Source organism: Mycobacterium sp. NPDC004974, from assembly GCF_053600815.1.
Genome location: NZ_JBSGAQ010000002.1, coordinates 287822 through 302643 on the forward strand (window position 1 = coordinate 287822; position 14822 = coordinate 302643).

The following is a 14822-nucleotide window of genomic DNA, read 5'->3' on the forward strand; positions in this document are numbered from 1 at the left end:
TTTCTGAGGGTTTCCGCCGACTAGGTATAGGCGACGTGGACGCGGTGAATCTGGCCGTCGAAGGGGAAGGGCGCGCGTTCGCGGTAGTCGAGCGATACAGGTGAGCCGAGGCAGGTGCCGATGTCGAGGCAGTCGTTGGCGGTGAACAGCAACGACACGCTGACCGGGACCTGGCCACTGGCAATCGTCTCGCCGTTCCGCGCGACGGTGATGTCGAGCGGACCGCCCGGGCGCGGGTCCGCGTACTGGGTGGTCACGGTGATCGTGGCGCGCCCCGGCGGCACCTTGCCCTCACTGCGGATCTTGGTGCGCGACAAGATGAACAGGTTGTACTCGTAGCAGAGCTGGCCCTCGTCGAGGTAGACCGTCAGCCCACCGGCCGCCGCTCCGAGCGCGTACAGCACCCCGTTGGCATTGGCGGGGATGTCGACGTCGATGGTGACAACGTTGTTCTTGTTGCCCAGCGCCGGGGCACAGAATTCCGGCATCCGGATGGTGTCACCCGAGAACTCCCACTCCTTGTAGGGCGGGGCGATACGCAACTCAGGGTGATAGACCGGAACCCACAGGCCGCCGCCGATCGGCAACACCGCATTGCGGGCGGCTTCGACCATGAACATCTCCCGCATCTGGGCAAGCTTCTCGGGCTGTTCAGCGGCGAGATCGTGGGCCTGCGACCAGTCTTCGTCGAGGTGGTACAGCTCCCATGTGTCGTTGTCGGGGGTCCACGTGGCGATACCCGGCGGCAGGCCCGGCACCCACGGCAGCCGGGGCCCACGCGCCGAGGCCATCCAGCCGTCGTGGTAGATACCGCGGCTGCCCATGACCTCGAAGTACTGGGTCTTTTTGCCGCCGGGTGCATTTCGATCTCCCAGCGTGCGGGCGAAACTCGCTCCCGCCAGCGGCATCTGGGGTTCGCCGTTGACCATCTGCGGCGGCGCGATACCGACGATGTCGTAGATGGTCGGCACGATGTCGTTGCAGTGCAGGAACACATCGCGGGGAGCGGCATCCGCGTTGATCCGGGCAGGCCAGCGCACCGCCATCGGATTACGGGTGCCGCCCAGGTGGGAGGCGAGCAGCTTCATCCCCTTGTAGGGCGTACTGCCCGCCCACGCCCAGGCCGCGTGGTACTGGTTGTCAACCAGCGGGGAACCCAGGACGTCGAGGCCGCCGAGCTCCTCGAGGGCGTCGATGTGCTGGCGCACCGTGGTGGGAATCCCGTTCTGCGCCAAGAGTTCGGCGATCGTGCCGTTCTGGCCTTCGCCCGACGAGCCGTTGTCACCCCAGATATAGACGAACAGGGTGTTGTCGGCGTAACCGAGTGATTCGAGCTCATCGGCGAGACGGCCGACCTGGACGTCGACGTGCTCGGCGTAGCCGGCGGCGACCTCCATCAGACGGCGCTGGAACGGCTTCTCGTCCTCGGGGATTTCATCCCAGGCCGCCATCGCTTCATCGCGTTCGGTCAGGACACAGTCCTCGGGAATCCAGCCCTTGTCCTTGGCGCGCTCGAACACCCGCTGCCGGTAGGCATCCCAACCGTCGTCGAACTTGCCCGCGTACTTGTCGGCCCACTCCTTCATGATGTGGTGCGGACCGTGCAGGCAACCGCTGGCCCAATACATCATGAACGGCTTGTCGGCGTTGAACGCCTTGTGCCGGCGCAGCCAGGAGATGGCGTCGTCGGCCAGATCCTCGGACAGGTGGTAACCCTCTTCGGGAGTCTTCGGCGGGGCGACGACGGTGGTGTTGCGCACCAGGTTTGGCTCGTACTGCGAGGCTTCACCGGCCAGGAATCCGTAGAAGTACTCGAAACCCAAACCGGTGGGCCAGTTCTCGAACGGTCCGGCGGCAGTGGTCTCTTCCGCGGGGGTGTTGTGCCACTTCCCGAAGGCCGATGTCGCGTAGCCGTACTGCTTGAGCACTTCAGCCACGGTGGCGCTCGACCGCGGGATCTTGCCGGCGTATCCGTCCCAGTCGTTGGCGAGCTCAGCGATCTGGCCGTTGCCGATCTCGTGGTGGTTGCGGCCGGTGAGCAGCGACGCCCGGGTCGGCGAGCACATGGCGGTGGTGTGAAAGCGGTTGTAGGACACGCCTTCAGCGCAGATGCGGTCGAGCGTCGACGTGGTGATCTCACCGCCGAAGGTCGTGGGCAAGCCGGGCCCCGCGTCGTCGATGAGCACGATGACGATGTTCGGCGAGTCATCATGTAGTCGCTTCGGGACTTGACGAGGTTGGTACGTCGACTCCTGCAACGTGCGGCCCGCGATACTGCCCGACGGAACCGGCGGGAACGGCAAAACACCTCCGTCCGGTAGAACCGCCGCCACCAACTGGTCACCCTGCACGTCAGACACCGCGCCCCTCTCCTCCATAGGAACTCGGTCTGTGCAGCAGGCCACTGTGGGGCAAGCCGCGCAGCCGATTCACCCCGACCCGGTCATCTACTGTGCAGCAAACTGAGAGCCGATGTCTTGACATTCCAGGACAAATCTTTGACAGTCTGGGACATGGCCGTGATTCGCGGGACGGCACTCACGAATTTTCACCAACTCGTCACCGAACTCGGCGGAGATAGTCGCGCACTGATCGCGGCCGCCCACATTCCCTACGACGATGTCGGTCGTCACGACCGGTTCATCTCCCTGCCCAACGGCGCCCGGATGCTCGAAGACACCGCCGCCGCACTCGGAACCCCGGATTTCGGACGGCGTTTGGCACTTCGTCAGGGCATCGACATCCTGGGCCCGGTCGGCCTTGCCGGCCGCAATGCCGCCACTGTTGCCGAAGCCTTCACGATCTTCGAGAAATTCATGGCGGCCTACAGCCCTTCGATCACCGCACGGGTCACCACACATCTCGACCCGCAACTACCGCGCTTCGAATTCGAATTCCACCTGGACCCGTCACCCCCGCAAGCCCAGGCGATCGAACTGTCGCTGGGAGTCACGCTGCGGGTACTGCGGCTGTTTCTCGGCACCGCCTACCGGCCAATCGCAGTGCACCTACCCCACCATGCATTGACCCCCACCGACGACTATCAGAGCTACTTCGGCTGCCCGCCCAGTTTTTTCGAACCGGTCGCAGGCTTCACCCTGCGCACCACCGATCTGCAACGGCCACTGCCCGCCGATCAACTCGCCCAACAGACCGCGGTCGACTACCTCGCCCAGCTCATGGGCGACTTCGACCCAGCGACCAGCCAACGGGTGCGCAGCCTGGTGCGCCAACTCCTGCCCACCGGGGCCATCGGCCTGTCCGACATCGCCCGTCACATCGGCCTGCACCCGAAGGCGCTGCAACGGCGACTGCGCGCCGAGAACGCCACGTTCGCCGACCTGGTCGACCAGACACGCCGCGACGTCGCTCAACGCCTGCTGCTCGACACCGATGTCGGCCTCGACCAACTCTGCCGCCAACTCGGCTATGCCGAGCAGAGCGTCCTCACCCGCTCCTGCAAACGCTGGTTCGGCGCGACTCCCACGGCCTACCGCAACGCACGGGTCGGGTCGCCGCCGCGGCCATAAACGCCGGGCTACCAAGCCAAGCCACGTCCTTGCCGAGCGAAGGATTCGTCGCCCATACCCCGCCCCACCTGCTACAGTTCGGCCCGCCGGGCGATGCAATCGGCACCTGCCCGCCTCGGGAAGGAGTCCCGCTGTGTCCCGCACACTGTCCAACATGCGCTACGGATTGGTCCCGGCTTTCGCCGCCGGTGCCGTCGGGGTCGCCGTCGGTCTGTTCAGCCCCGTGACCGCGGCGGCCGATCCGCCGCCGCCGCGCCCGCCCGACTGCACGGCTGCCGACCTCGCCAACATTGCGTCGGGCGTCGCCGCGTCGACGTCGACGTACCTGTTCACCCACCCGGACGTGAACGACTTCTATACGAGCCTGCGGGGCCGTCCGGAGGAAGAGGTGCCGGACGCCACACGGGCTTACTTCGACGGCAATCCCCAGGCCCACGCTGACCTCGCCGGGATCCGTCAACCGCTGACCGATTTCCGCAATCGTTGCGGAATCAAGCAGCCCGACCAGCCGTTAGGACAATGATGCACAAGACAACGTCGCGATCATCCTGGCTTCGCGCGGCCACGGTGGTGCTCTCATTCACGGCGCTGCCCGGCGCCATCGTCCTCGCCGCCCCCGCCGGGACGGCCAACGCCGACGTATGCGCCAGCGCCGGCCGCCGGATTTCTGTCGGCGGTTGCGTCAACATCGCCGACGCGGTCGCCCCTTACGTTCCCCCGCCGACGTACTACGCCCCGCTGCCGGAGGATCCGCCACCGCCGCCGCCCGGATCGAACGTCAACGGCTGTATCGGCTGGAACGGCCGGTGGGTCAACGCGAGCGGCTGCAACTAGCTCAGGAACACATCACAGCCCCCGCTTTCTACATGGGGGCTGTGATCGCCGCCGGTCAACAGCCCTGGTGTAGAAAACGGTGCCCGCAACTAGCTCAGGCGATCGCGCCTGAGTCCTTGAGCTCGCTGATCCGGTCCCAGTCGATGCCGAGTTCCATCAGCACGATCTCGGTGTGCTCGGAGGCCTGGGGTGCGCGCGTGGTCTCCAGCGGTTCGTGATTGAACTGCACGGGCCCGCGCACCACCTTGAACGGCTTGCCGCCGTCGGTGGCCTCCACCTCGACGATCATGTCGTTGGCGACAGCCTGGTCGTCACTGGCGAGCTCAACCAGGCTCTGGAACGGCGCCCACTGGCCCTTCATGGTCTTGAGGTGCTGACGCCAATACTCGAACGGCTTGCTGCGGATCGATTCGGAAATCAGTTCGGCTGCCGCTTCGGCATTTTCGATCAGCGGAAGGACATCGGAGAACCTCGGGTCATCGGCCAGCTCGGGTAGGCCGAGGTGCTCAAAGGCGTCGCGGATGTATCCGGTCGGGCTGACGATGCACAGATTGATGGTGCCGCCGTCTGAGGTGAGGTAGTTACCGAGGAACGGGTTCACCGTGGGGCCGATGGAATCGGGCATCACCGAGCGCATCGTCTCGCCGGTCTCCATGCCCTGGGTGACGCTGGCTCCGGCCGCCCACCACGCGGTGCTCAGCAGTGACACGTCGACCTCGAGCGCTTCGCCGGTCCGGTCGCGGTGGAACAATGCCGCCGAGATACCGCCGGCGATGTTCATCCCGCCGATCGAATCGCCGAACGCCGGAATGCCCTGGGACAGTGCCCCGCCCAACTCCTCGGGGGTGAGGGCATGTCCGACCCCGCTGCGTGTCCAGAACGCGGTGCCGTCGAAACCGCCGACCAACCGCTCGGGCCCCTTGTCGCCGTAGGCGCTACCGCGGGCGTAGATGATGTTCGGGTTCACCGCGCGGATGTGCTCGACATCGAACTTGTTCTTCTGCCGGGCCTGGGGCATGTAGTTGGTCAGGAACACGTCGGCCGTCTTGGCGATCTCGTACAGGATCTCCTGGCCACCAGGGGTCGAGACGTCGATGCCGACGCTGCGCTTTCCGCGGTTGGGATGCTCGATGAGCGGATGCCGGTTCGGGTCGAGTTCGAATCCGCCCATGTTGATGAAGCCGCGCTGGGTATCGCCGCGCACCGGGTGCTCCACCTTGATGACGTCGGCACCCCAGTCGGCGAGGATGGCGCCGGCCGCGGGCACGAACGTGAACTGTGCGACCTCCAGCACCCGGATACCCTGCATTACCTTGATCAACGCGGCCCCTAACCGTTGTACTTACGGTAAGTGTAGCGAGACCGTTTCCGGCTCACCGATCCCCGCCGAAACCGCATTCCGGCAGAAGAAGTTCGAGAGCCGGCCTGCTGGAATACCGTTTCGCCGAAGTATTGCGGGGTATGCCACCACCGAATGGGGTTACCGTCGAGTAGGGCCCGACGTATGGAGGCCGGTGATGACCGCTACCGGAGAAGTCAACGAACGACAGGCCAGGCAGGTCGCCGAGCAGGCGCGGGAAGCGCAGTGGCGCCAGCCCAGCTTCGGTAAGGAACTGTTCCTCGGCAGATTGCGATTGGATCTGGTCCATCCGTACCCACGGGGTTCGGCCGAGGCGACGGAGCGGGGAGAGGCATTCCTGGCCAAGTTGCGGGCGTTCTGCGAGACGCAGATCGACGCCACGGTCATCGAACGCGACGCGCAGATCCCAGACAAGGTGATCCGGGGTTTGAAGGAACTCGGCGCGTTCGGCATGAAGATCTCCGCCGAGTACGACGGGCTCGGCCTGTCGCAGGTGTACTACAACAAGGCGCTCACCCTGGTGGGTTCGGTGCACCCCGCGCTCGGGGCCTTGCTGTCGGCACACCAGTCGATCGGGGTACCGCAGCCGGTGTCGATGTTCGGGACAGCCGAGCAGAAGCGCACCTGGCTGCCCCGGTGCACGCGGGAGATCAGCGCGTTCCTGCTGACCGAGCCGGATGTCGGCAGCGACCCGGCCCGACTGCACGCCACCGCCACGCCTGACGGCGACGATTACCTGCTCAACGGCGTCAAACTGTGGACCACCAACGGTGTCATCGCCGACCTGCTCGTGGTGATGGCCCAGGTGCCGCCAAGTGACGGGCATCGCGGCGGTATCACCGCATTCGTCGTCGAGGCGGATACGCCCGGCATCGTTGTCACGAACCGCAACGCATTCATGGGGTTACGCGGAATCGAGAACGGTCTGACCAAGCTGACCGACGTGCGGGTGCCGGCCGCGAACCGCATCGGCCGCGAGGGAGAAGGCCTCAAGATCGCCCTGACCACGCTCAACGTCGGCCGCCTGTCGCTGCCGGCGGTGTGTACCGGATCGGCGAAGTGGAGTCTGAAGATCGCCAGGGAATGGTCGAAGGAACGCGTGCAGTGGGGCCGGCCGGTCGGTGAGCACGACGCGGTGGCCGGCAAGGTGGCGTTCATCGCGGCCACCGCCTACGGCATCGAGTCGATGGTCGAGCTCGCCGGCGAACTGGCCGACGCCGGGCGCACCGACATCCGGATCGAGGCCGCGCTGGCCAAGCTCTACGGCTCCGAGATGGCATGGCTGATCGCCGACGAGCTGGTGCAGATTCGTGGCGGCCGCGGCTTCGAGACCGCCGAGTCGCTGGCCGCCCGCGGGGAACGCGGCGTGCCCGTCGAGCAGGTCCTGCGCGATATGCGGATCAACCGGATCTTCGAAGGTTCCACCGAGATCATGCATCTGATGCTGGCCCGCGAGGCGGTGGACGCGCACCTCTCGGTGGCGGGCGACATCATCGACCCCGAGGCCGACCTCAGGCACAAGGCGAAGGCTGCCGCGCAGGCCGGCAGGTTCTACGCGCGCTGGCTGCCCACCCTGGTCACCGGAAAAGGCCAGCTGCCAACATCATTCACCGAGTTCGGGCCGCTGGCCGAGCACCTGCGGTATGTCGAACGGGCCAGCCGCAAGCTCGCCCGCAGCACCTTCTACGCGATGTCACGGTGGCAGGGCAGGTTGGAGCACAAGCAACGCTTCCTCGGCCGGATCGTCGACATCGGGGCAGAACTGTTCGCGATGACGGCGGCCTGCGTCCGGGCCCGCAGCGGCGCACCGGACTCCGCTGTCGACCTCGCCGACGCGTTCTGTCGCCAATCCCGAGCACGGGCCGAGCGGCTGTTCACCGAACTCTGGGACAACAGCGACGACTCTGACCGCACGCTGGCGCACGAGGTGCTCGCCGGCAGCTACACGTGGCTGGAGGACGGAATCATCGATCCGTCGATCGAAGGGCCGTGGATCGCCCAGGAGGGCGGCGACGTGACGGAGGACGTGCACCGGGTCATCCGGTGAACAAGTACTTGCAGACGTGAACAATCCACGGGCGCAGGCTTCCTCACGACCAGGGACGCTCGTAGACTCAATAGGTTATGACGACCCCGTCGAACGCGCACGGCCGCGGATGGGGACAGCGGCCGCATTCGTTGGATGCGCTCGATCACCGCCTCTCCCGAAGACAGGCACGTCAGATGAGTCGGCGATTCGCCGGGGTCGGCGTCGGCATCGCCGCCGCGCGCCTTCGCGAAATATCCTGCGGCGCACCCGCCGCCGACGCTGAATTGGAACGTGTCGAATTCGCGGTCGTCGCAGATGAACTCATGCACGACGAGCGGATCGCGAAACTGGCGCGCAGCAAGCAGCGCTGCGCGTCATGGTTCGTAGTCGTCGTCATGGGGCTGATCATGTTCAGCTCGCTGTTGTGCATGGTCGTGCTGATGTTGAGCCTGATGCAGCACTCGGCGCCGTTCTGAGCGGACCGCTCAGTCGAACGCCACGCTGAAGTACTGCGTCTCCTGGAACTCGTGCAGACCTTCCCGGGCACCTTCGCGACCGAGCCCGCTCTGCTTCATCCCACCGAACGGGGTCGACGGGTCGGAGACGATGCCCCGGTTGATGCCGACCATGCCGGCGTCGAAGGACTCGGCGAGCCGTAGCGCATCCTGCAGCCGACCGGCGTAAACGTAAGCCGCCAAACCATATTCGGTGTCGTTGACCCAACGCAGAAGGTCGTCCTCGTCCTCCCACACCACGACCGGGGCGACGGGCCCGAAGATCTCGTCGGCCAGGATCTCGGCATCCGGGGCGACACCCGTCAGCACCGTGGGAGCGACGAACCAGCCCTCGGCGGGCGCCTGCGCCTGCGCGGCGATCACGGCACCGTCGGCCACCGCGGCATCGACCGCGGCAGCCACTCGCTGCGCTGCGCGCTCGCTCACCAGCGGACCGATCTGGGACGCCGGATCCGACGCAGGCCCCACGCGCAGTGCCGCGACCTCGGCGCCCAAACCGGCGACGAACTGATCGGCGACCGAAGCGTGCACATAGAACCGGTTGGCCGCGGTGCAGGCCTGGCCCCCACCGCGGAACTTCGCCACCATCGCGCCGGCGATGGCCGCCTCGACATCGGCGTCGGCGGTGACGACGAACGGAGCGTTGCCGCCCAGTTCCATGCTGGCGTTGACGATCCGGGCGGCAGCCTGCTTGAGCAGCACCCGGCCGACACCGGTGGAGCCCGTGAACGACACCTTGCGGACCCGGTCGTCGCTCAACCAGTTCTCGACCACGGCGGCGGCATCGGTGGTGGGCACCATGTTGACCACACCATCAGGAACGCCTGCGGCCGAAAGGATTCCGGCGATCGCCAGGGCGGTCAGCGGCGTCTCGGCCGCCGGCTTGAGGACCACGGTGCAGCCCGCGGCCAGCGCCGGCGCAATCTTGCGGGTCGCCATCGCGGCCGGGAAGTTCCACGGCGTCACCAGTGCAGCGACCCCGACCGGCTTGTGCGTGACCACCGTCCGGGTGCCACCGGCAGGGCTGACACCGTAGGCGCCGTCGGTGCGCACCGCCTCCTCGGAGAACCAGCGGAAGAACTCGGCGGCATAGCCCACCTCGGCCCGGGCATCGGCCTGCGACTTGCCGTTCTCCGCACAGATCAGGGCCGCCAGCCGCTCGGTGTCGGCGACCATCAGGTCGAACACCCGGCGCAGGATGTCGCTGCGCTGCCGGGGGCTGGTCCTGGCCCAGCCACCGAAGGCCCGGTGCGCGGCATCGACGGCCGAGCGGGCGTCAGCCACCGTGCCATCGGCGACCTCGGCGATGGTCAGGCCGGTAGCCGGGTCGTGCACCTCGAACGTCGAGGCGCCACCGCGGGCTTGCCCGTCGATGAGGATGCCGTGCTTGGCGTCCAGTTCGGCGATCGCATTCTGCGTGTTCACTCAACGTCTCCCAGGGATCTAGGCGGTTCGGCGGTCAGCGGGTCTCGGCGAAGATGGCGGCCAGGATGTCCAGCCCCTCCTCGAGCAGGTGATCAGGCATCGACAGCGGCGGCAGGAACCGCAGCACGTTGCCGTAGGTCCCGCAGGTCAGCACCACCAGGCCCTGGGCATGTGCAGCGGCCGAGACCTGCTTGGCCAGGTCGGCGTCGGGCTCGCTGGTGCCCGCCTTGACCAGTTCGATGGCGATCATGGCGCCGCGGCCGCGGACCTCGCCGATCCGGGAATCCTCGGCAGCGATCGCGTTCAGGCGGCCGACCATCGTCTTCTCGATCTCCACGGCGCGGGCCAGCAGTCCCTCACGCTCGATGGTGTCGATGACCGCGAGCGCGGCGGCGCAGGCGATCGGGTTGCCGCCGTATGTGCCACCGAGGCCGCCGGCGTGCGGCGCGTCCATGATCTCGGCGCGGCCGGTGACCGCCGACAGCGGCAGGCCACCCGCGATGCCCTTGGCGGTGACGATGAGATCGGGCACGACGTCGTCGTGCTCGATCGCGAACATCGCTCCGGTGCGGGCGAAGCCCGACTGCACCTCGTCGGCGACGAACACCGCACCGTTGTCGGTACACCAGTTCTGCAGCGCGCGCAGGAATCCCGGTGCGGGGACGATGAACCCGCCCTCGCCCTGAATGGGTTCGATCACCACGGCGGCGACGTTGTCGGCACCGACCTGCTTGTCGATCAGATCGAGGGCGCGGGCGGCCGAAGCCGCACCGTCGGTCTCGCCGTCACGGAACGGGAACGAGGTCGGCACCCGGTACACCTCGCCGGCGAACGGCCCGAACCCGTTCTTGTACGGCTGGTTCTTGGCGGTCATGGCCATGGTGAGGTTGGTGCGGCCGTGGTAGGCGTGGTCGAAAACCACGACGGCCTGCCTGCGGGTGTGAGCGCGGGCGATCTTGACGGCGTTCTCGACGGCTTCCGCGCCGGAGTTGAACAGCACGCTGCGCTTCTCGTGATCACCGGGAGTGAGCCGGTTGAGCTCCTCGGCCACCCCCACATAGCCCTCGTACGGGGTGACCATGAAGCACGTGTGGGTGAACGCGGCGACCTGCTCGGTAACGGCCTCGACGACAGCCGGTGCGCTGTTGCCCACGGTGGTCACGGCGATGCCGGAGCCGAAGTCGATGAGCTGGTTGCCGTCGGCGTCCACGAGGATTCCGCCGCCTGCCGCGACCACGTAGACGGGCAGTGTGGTCCCGACGCCGCCGGCCACCGCAGCGGTCTTCCGTGCCTGAATCTCCTGCGAGATCGGGCCGGGAATGGCGGTGACGAGCCGGCGTTCCTGGGCGATGGCCGTACCCGCGATCTCAGCGATGGTCACGTGTTCCTCCTGCTGCTGGCGGTTGTTTGTCGTAACGCTAGGGAACCGCGGGCATCGTCGGCAGGTCAGAAATGCACAAATATGTTGCTTGAATTGTGCGAAACTGGCACCCATGGTTCTGGTCGGCGATGTCCTGGATGTGCGGCCGCTCGGGTTGGTCGCCGTCGAGGTCTGCCGCCGCGACGCACCGGTCCGCTGGGTGGCCACGAGTGAACTCGCCGATCCGGGGCCGTTCCTGGAGGGCGGGGAGATCCTGCTGACCACCGGCCTGGAAACCGGTGACTGGCACGACCAGTGGGACGGCTACGTGCGCAGGCTTGCCGACGCCGGTGTGGCCGCGGTGGGGTTCGCCGTCGGCCTCACCCACGCCGAGACTCCGGCAGAACTCGCGGCTGCCTGCCGACGGCACCAGGTGAATCTGTTCGAGGTGCCACGCCGCACCACCTTCGTCGCGATCAGCCGACACGTCGCGCATCTGCTGGAGGAACAGGAGTCCACCGCGACACGCGAGTCCCTCCAGACACAGCGCAAGCTCATCTCGGCTGCGGCCAAACCGGATCCTGCAGTCGCGGTCATCACCGCGCTGGCCGCAGCGCTCGACGGCGCGGCATGCCTGATGAACCCCGACGGCCGGGTCGTGACAGGCCCGGTCGGCGCCCGCCGCAACGAGTTCCCGCTCGACGAGGTCGCCCACGACGTCAAACGGTTGCAGGCCCACGGATTGCGTTCGGCTGCAGCACAGTCCAACCCGACGCTCTCCGTGTCGGTCCATCCCATCGGGCTACGCGGCCGGGCGTCGGCCTACCTGGCGGCATTGGCGCCGGCCAGGGCATCGGAGGGACAGCGCCAGGCGGTGACGACCGCGGTGGCCCTGCTGGGACTCATCGACGAACAGGTCCGTAGCCGCGCCACGACCCGGCAGCACCTGCGCAGCCGAGCGCTGGAGCTGCTCGCCGAAAGCGATGACCGCACCGCGCAATTGGTGTTGGAGGTGGACCAGTCGGCGGCCGAACTGCCGAGACACATCCGCTTCCTGCGGGCCACGGGGGACGAATCCGCGATCGAGAACGCCGTGGCGTCCCTGGAGCGGCGGGGCATCCTCGCCGGGGTATATGCCGGCGAGTTGTGCGCGGTCGTCGCACCCGCACAGGCGAAGGCAACCGGTTCACAGTTGGCCGAGGGTGGACTCCACGTCGGCGTCGGGAATGCGGTGGCACCCGGCGACGGCGCGACCGGCTATCGCACGGCCGGACTGGCACTCGCCCAGGCCACCGAGGTGTCCGGCGTCGTGCTGTGGGACAAAGTAATCGACAATGGCCCCCTGAGTCTGATCGATCCCGAGAAAGCCGCGGCGTTCGCCGAATCCTGGTTGCACGGGCTCGATTCCGAGCAGTTGGAGATCCTGCGTTGCTTCCTGCGCCATCACGGATCGCGCCTGAAGGTCGCCGAGGAACTCGGCCTGCACCGCAACACCGTGCGCAACCGTCTCGCTGCCATCGAGGCGGCGCTGCCCGGCAAGCTCGATGATCCGCAGACCCGGGTGAGCGCGTGGATCGCCCTGCAGTCGGCTCCCGACGACCTCAGGCCTTGAAGTAGACGAACTGGTGACTGGTCGCCAGCAGTGCGCCGGTGCGGCCGAACAGATGCGCGCTCTGATCGAAGTATCCGCCGGAATACCGGTGTGCCCGTGCCGTTCCCAGAACGAAGTCGTCGCCCTGAGTCGCGAGCTGCTCCTCGTCGGCGTGGAAATACACGGAGATCGACACCGTGCCCGCCGGCACGAACTGACCGTGACGCAGGAAGACCCGCGGATAGAAGATGTCGCTCACCGAGGTCAGCGCGGCGAAATCCATCGGCCTGGAAGGTTTGTTGCGCACCCACAGGGTCGTGGTGGAACTTGCCGACTCGGTCGGTTCCCCGCCGACGTCGGGCATCCCTCCGTCGACGAACCGCATGTCGTAGTTGTCGAACCACGCCACACCGAACGGCGGGACCGACGGCACGATGTCCTCGGGCGCCGGGGCCTGCGGCGCGGTGATCTCGGTATCCGACCACCCTTGGCGTCGCAATCCGAACACCGCGGTGGCGGTGGTCTTGACCTCGCCGTCCTGGCTGAGTTCGACGATCCAGTGCTGATTGGACCGGTTGGTCTTGACGGCCCTGGTCACGATGTCGAACTCGCCGTCGACGATCGGCGCCGCATAGTTCACCGTCAGGGCGATGGGCTGACCGTGCCGTTTCGGGTGCAACTCGACCGCCCGCACCAGGGTCGCGGCCGTGATACCGCCGAACGGGCCGACCATGTTGGCCCACTCCGGCACCGTCCGCCCGCGCCACCGACCGTCACCGGACGGCGAGAGTTCAAGGGCTTTGTCCAAGGGATGCACCCGGCCACAGTACCCAGGCCGCCTCGCGTTGCTCGGCGCCGCCGATGCCACCTTGCAGACCGCACCATCCGGAGGAACCCGTCAAAAAATTTGACGGCAGCCTGGCCAGGTATGGCCAGGTATGGCCAGGAAGACCCGGCGGTCAGCCAGTTCGCTTGGCCGGCGCATAGTTCGGCCGCCCCAGCCCGAGTGCCTGCTGCGCGATCATGTTGCGGAACACTTCAAGGGTGCCGCCGTAGATACCGGTCGGACCGGCCAGCCGGAAGATGTACTCGGCGGCGCCGTCGGCGGCCGCGCCCCGCGTCCCCACGGGCAATGCGCCCGCCGATCCGACGATGTCCATGAGATCCGGGGACACCTCGCGCATGGTCTGGGCGATCGCGACGCGCCCGTACATGTCGGGGCTGCTCAGCGCGGCTTCCAGCCGGGCGATGCCCCGGCCCAGCCGATAGCGCGACGCCGCGTCGTCAGGGGCCACGGCGGCCACGCGATCGACCGCCTCGGCCATGAGGTTGATGTGCTCGGTCATGGTGGCGAGCTTCTGCAGGCCGCGGGTCTCGCGTTCGAACGTGCCGTGCTCGAGCTCGAGGGCACCGCGCAGCACCGTCCAGCCGCCGTTCACCTCACCGACGCGGTACCGGTCGCTGACCCGGACGTCGCTGTAGTAGGTGATGTTGGTGCGGTCTCCGTCGACGGTGCGCAGCGGCTGGATCTCGACGCCGGCGGATTCCAGCGGCACCAGGAACATCGTGAGGCTCTTGTGCTTCGCCGCGGCCGGGTCGGTGTTGGTCAACAGGAACACGTACTGGGCGTTGTGCGCGTTCGAGGTGAACAGCCGCCGTTGATAATCCAGCTCTCGCCATCCCGCACCGCCCGGGTCTTGCAGGTCGCGACGTCAGACCCGCCCTCGGGTTCGGTGTAGCCCAGGCACAGCCGCAAGCTCCCGTCGAGGACACCCGGCAGCACCTCGTCCAAAAGCTCGGCCGAGGCGAACTTCTCCACCGTGTGGGCGACCATCGCGGTGGTTCCCCAGTGGAACCACGGGGTGTGGGCCCGGCCGATCTCCAGTTCCCAGATCCGGCGCCGGACCGCGCTGAACCCGCCGTCGGCCTCGGCCTGGTAATCACCGGCCAGGTACCCGGCCGCACCGAGGGCCAGATGCACTGTCTCGTCGAAGTTCTCACCTGTCTCGCGGTCACGCTCGATCACCTCGTCGGTGACGACCCGGGCCAGAAACGCCCGCAGCTCATCGCGGAAGGCCAGGCCCTCCTCGGACAGCTCGACATGGGAGAAATCCACCAGCACACCGTGACACTTCTAGACTCATTTGTAAATGAGGTCTCGCCACTTCGACGCCGCCG

The 14822-nt window shown here is 67.1% G+C and carries 11 protein-coding genes and 1 pseudogene; 6 read left to right on the plus strand and 6 right to left on the minus strand.

Annotated features, from left to right (window positions below; genetic code table 11):
• Positions 1-20: 20 nt before the first annotated feature.
• The gene (locus tag ACWEFV_RS06280; RefSeq protein ID WP_450069488.1) at positions 21-2360 is read right to left on the minus strand and encodes an arylsulfatase; all 2340 of its coding nucleotides are present in this window, start codon (positions 2358-2360) and stop codon (positions 21-23) included.
• 153 nt (positions 2361-2513) lie between these two features.
• Between ACWEFV_RS06280 and ACWEFV_RS06285 the strand changes: the two genes are divergently transcribed.
• From ACWEFV_RS06285 to ACWEFV_RS06295, 3 genes are all read left to right on the plus strand, one after another.
• Complete coding sequence (locus ACWEFV_RS06285; RefSeq protein ID WP_450069489.1) at positions 2514-3530, plus strand: AraC family transcriptional regulator; 1017 nt, start codon at positions 2514-2516, stop codon at positions 3528-3530.
• A 154-nt stretch (positions 3531-3684) separates the two neighbouring features.
• Positions 3685-4053 carry a heme-binding protein gene (locus tag ACWEFV_RS06290; protein ID WP_450069744.1) on the plus strand — a complete coding sequence of 123 codons (369 nt, stop codon included), beginning with the start codon at positions 3685-3687 and terminating at the stop codon, positions 4051-4053.
• Complete coding sequence (locus ACWEFV_RS06295; RefSeq protein ID WP_450069490.1) at positions 4053-4364, plus strand: hypothetical protein; 312 nt, start codon at positions 4053-4055, stop codon at positions 4362-4364. Before ACWEFV_RS06290 ends, ACWEFV_RS06295 begins: the two co-directional genes overlap by 1 nt.
• Before the next feature lie 94 nt (positions 4365-4458).
• Here the strand turns inward: ACWEFV_RS06295 and ACWEFV_RS06300 are convergent, their stop codons facing one another.
• Entirely contained in the window at positions 4459-5673 is a 1215-nt protein-coding gene (locus ACWEFV_RS06300) for a CaiB/BaiF CoA transferase family protein (protein ID WP_450069745.1), read from the minus strand.
• Positions 5674-5881: 208 nt separating this feature from the next.
• On the opposite strand from ACWEFV_RS06300, the gene ACWEFV_RS06305 reads away from it, so the two are divergent.
• Both ACWEFV_RS06305 and ACWEFV_RS06310 read left to right on the plus strand, forming a co-directional pair.
• Positions 5882-7771, plus strand: coding sequence for an acyl-CoA dehydrogenase family protein (locus ACWEFV_RS06305; RefSeq protein ID WP_450069491.1), 1890 nt, complete (start codon positions 5882-5884; stop codon positions 7769-7771).
• A 176-nt stretch (positions 7772-7947) separates the two neighbouring features.
• Complete coding sequence (locus ACWEFV_RS06310) at positions 7948-8229, plus strand: hypothetical protein (RefSeq protein WP_450069492.1); 282 nt, start codon at positions 7948-7950, stop codon at positions 8227-8229.
• Between the two features lie 9 nt (positions 8230-8238).
• Here the strand turns inward: ACWEFV_RS06310 and ACWEFV_RS06315 are convergent, their stop codons facing one another.
• The gene (locus tag ACWEFV_RS06315) at positions 8239-9693 is read right to left on the minus strand and encodes an NAD-dependent succinate-semialdehyde dehydrogenase (RefSeq protein ID WP_450069493.1); all 1455 of its coding nucleotides are present in this window, start codon (positions 9691-9693) and stop codon (positions 8239-8241) included.
• Between the two features lie 34 nt (positions 9694-9727).
• A complete protein-coding gene (gene gabT, locus ACWEFV_RS06320; protein WP_450069494.1) occupies positions 9728-11074 on the minus strand; it encodes a 4-aminobutyrate--2-oxoglutarate transaminase in 1347 nt (448 codons plus the stop codon).
• Between the two features lie 112 nt (positions 11075-11186).
• On the opposite strand from gabT, the gene ACWEFV_RS06325 reads away from it, so the two are divergent.
• Positions 11187-12665, plus strand: coding sequence for a PucR family transcriptional regulator (locus tag ACWEFV_RS06325; protein WP_450069495.1), 1479 nt, complete (start codon positions 11187-11189; stop codon positions 12663-12665).
• Here ACWEFV_RS06325 and ACWEFV_RS06330 read toward each other — a convergent pair.
• Positions 12655-13461 carry an acyl-CoA thioesterase gene (locus tag ACWEFV_RS06330; RefSeq protein WP_450069496.1) on the minus strand — a complete coding sequence of 269 codons (807 nt, stop codon included), beginning with the start codon at positions 13459-13461 and terminating at the stop codon, positions 12655-12657. The two genes, ACWEFV_RS06325 and ACWEFV_RS06330, sit on opposite strands and share 11 nt — an antisense overlap.
• Positions 13462-13603: 142 nt before the next feature.
• Positions 13604-14760: pseudogene (locus ACWEFV_RS06335) on the minus strand (acyl-CoA dehydrogenase family protein).
• Positions 14761-14822 lie beyond the last annotated feature (62 nt).

Excerpts from the sequence above, each read along its gene's own strand:
- ACWEFV_RS06285 (WP_450069489.1), top strand. The coding sequence starts at position 2,514 with ATGGCCGTGATTCGCGGGACGGCACTCACGAATTTTCACCAACTCGTC.
- ACWEFV_RS06290 (WP_450069744.1), top strand. The coding sequence starts at position 3,685 with ATGCGCTACGGATTGGTCCCGGCTTTCGCCGCCGGTGCCGTCGGGGTC.
- ACWEFV_RS06295 (WP_450069490.1), top strand. The coding sequence starts at position 4,053 with ATGCACAAGACAACGTCGCGATCATCCTGGCTTCGCGCGGCCACGGTG.
- ACWEFV_RS06300 (WP_450069745.1), bottom strand. The coding sequence starts at position 5,673 with ATGCAGGGTATCCGGGTGCTGGAGGTCGCACAGTTCACGTTCGTGCCC.
- ACWEFV_RS06305 (WP_450069491.1), top strand. The coding sequence starts at position 5,882 with ATGACCGCTACCGGAGAAGTCAACGAACGACAGGCCAGGCAGGTCGCC.
- ACWEFV_RS06310 (WP_450069492.1), top strand. The coding sequence starts at position 7,948 with ATGAGTCGGCGATTCGCCGGGGTCGGCGTCGGCATCGCCGCCGCGCGC.
- ACWEFV_RS06325 (WP_450069495.1), top strand. The coding sequence starts at position 11,187 with ATGGTTCTGGTCGGCGATGTCCTGGATGTGCGGCCGCTCGGGTTGGTC.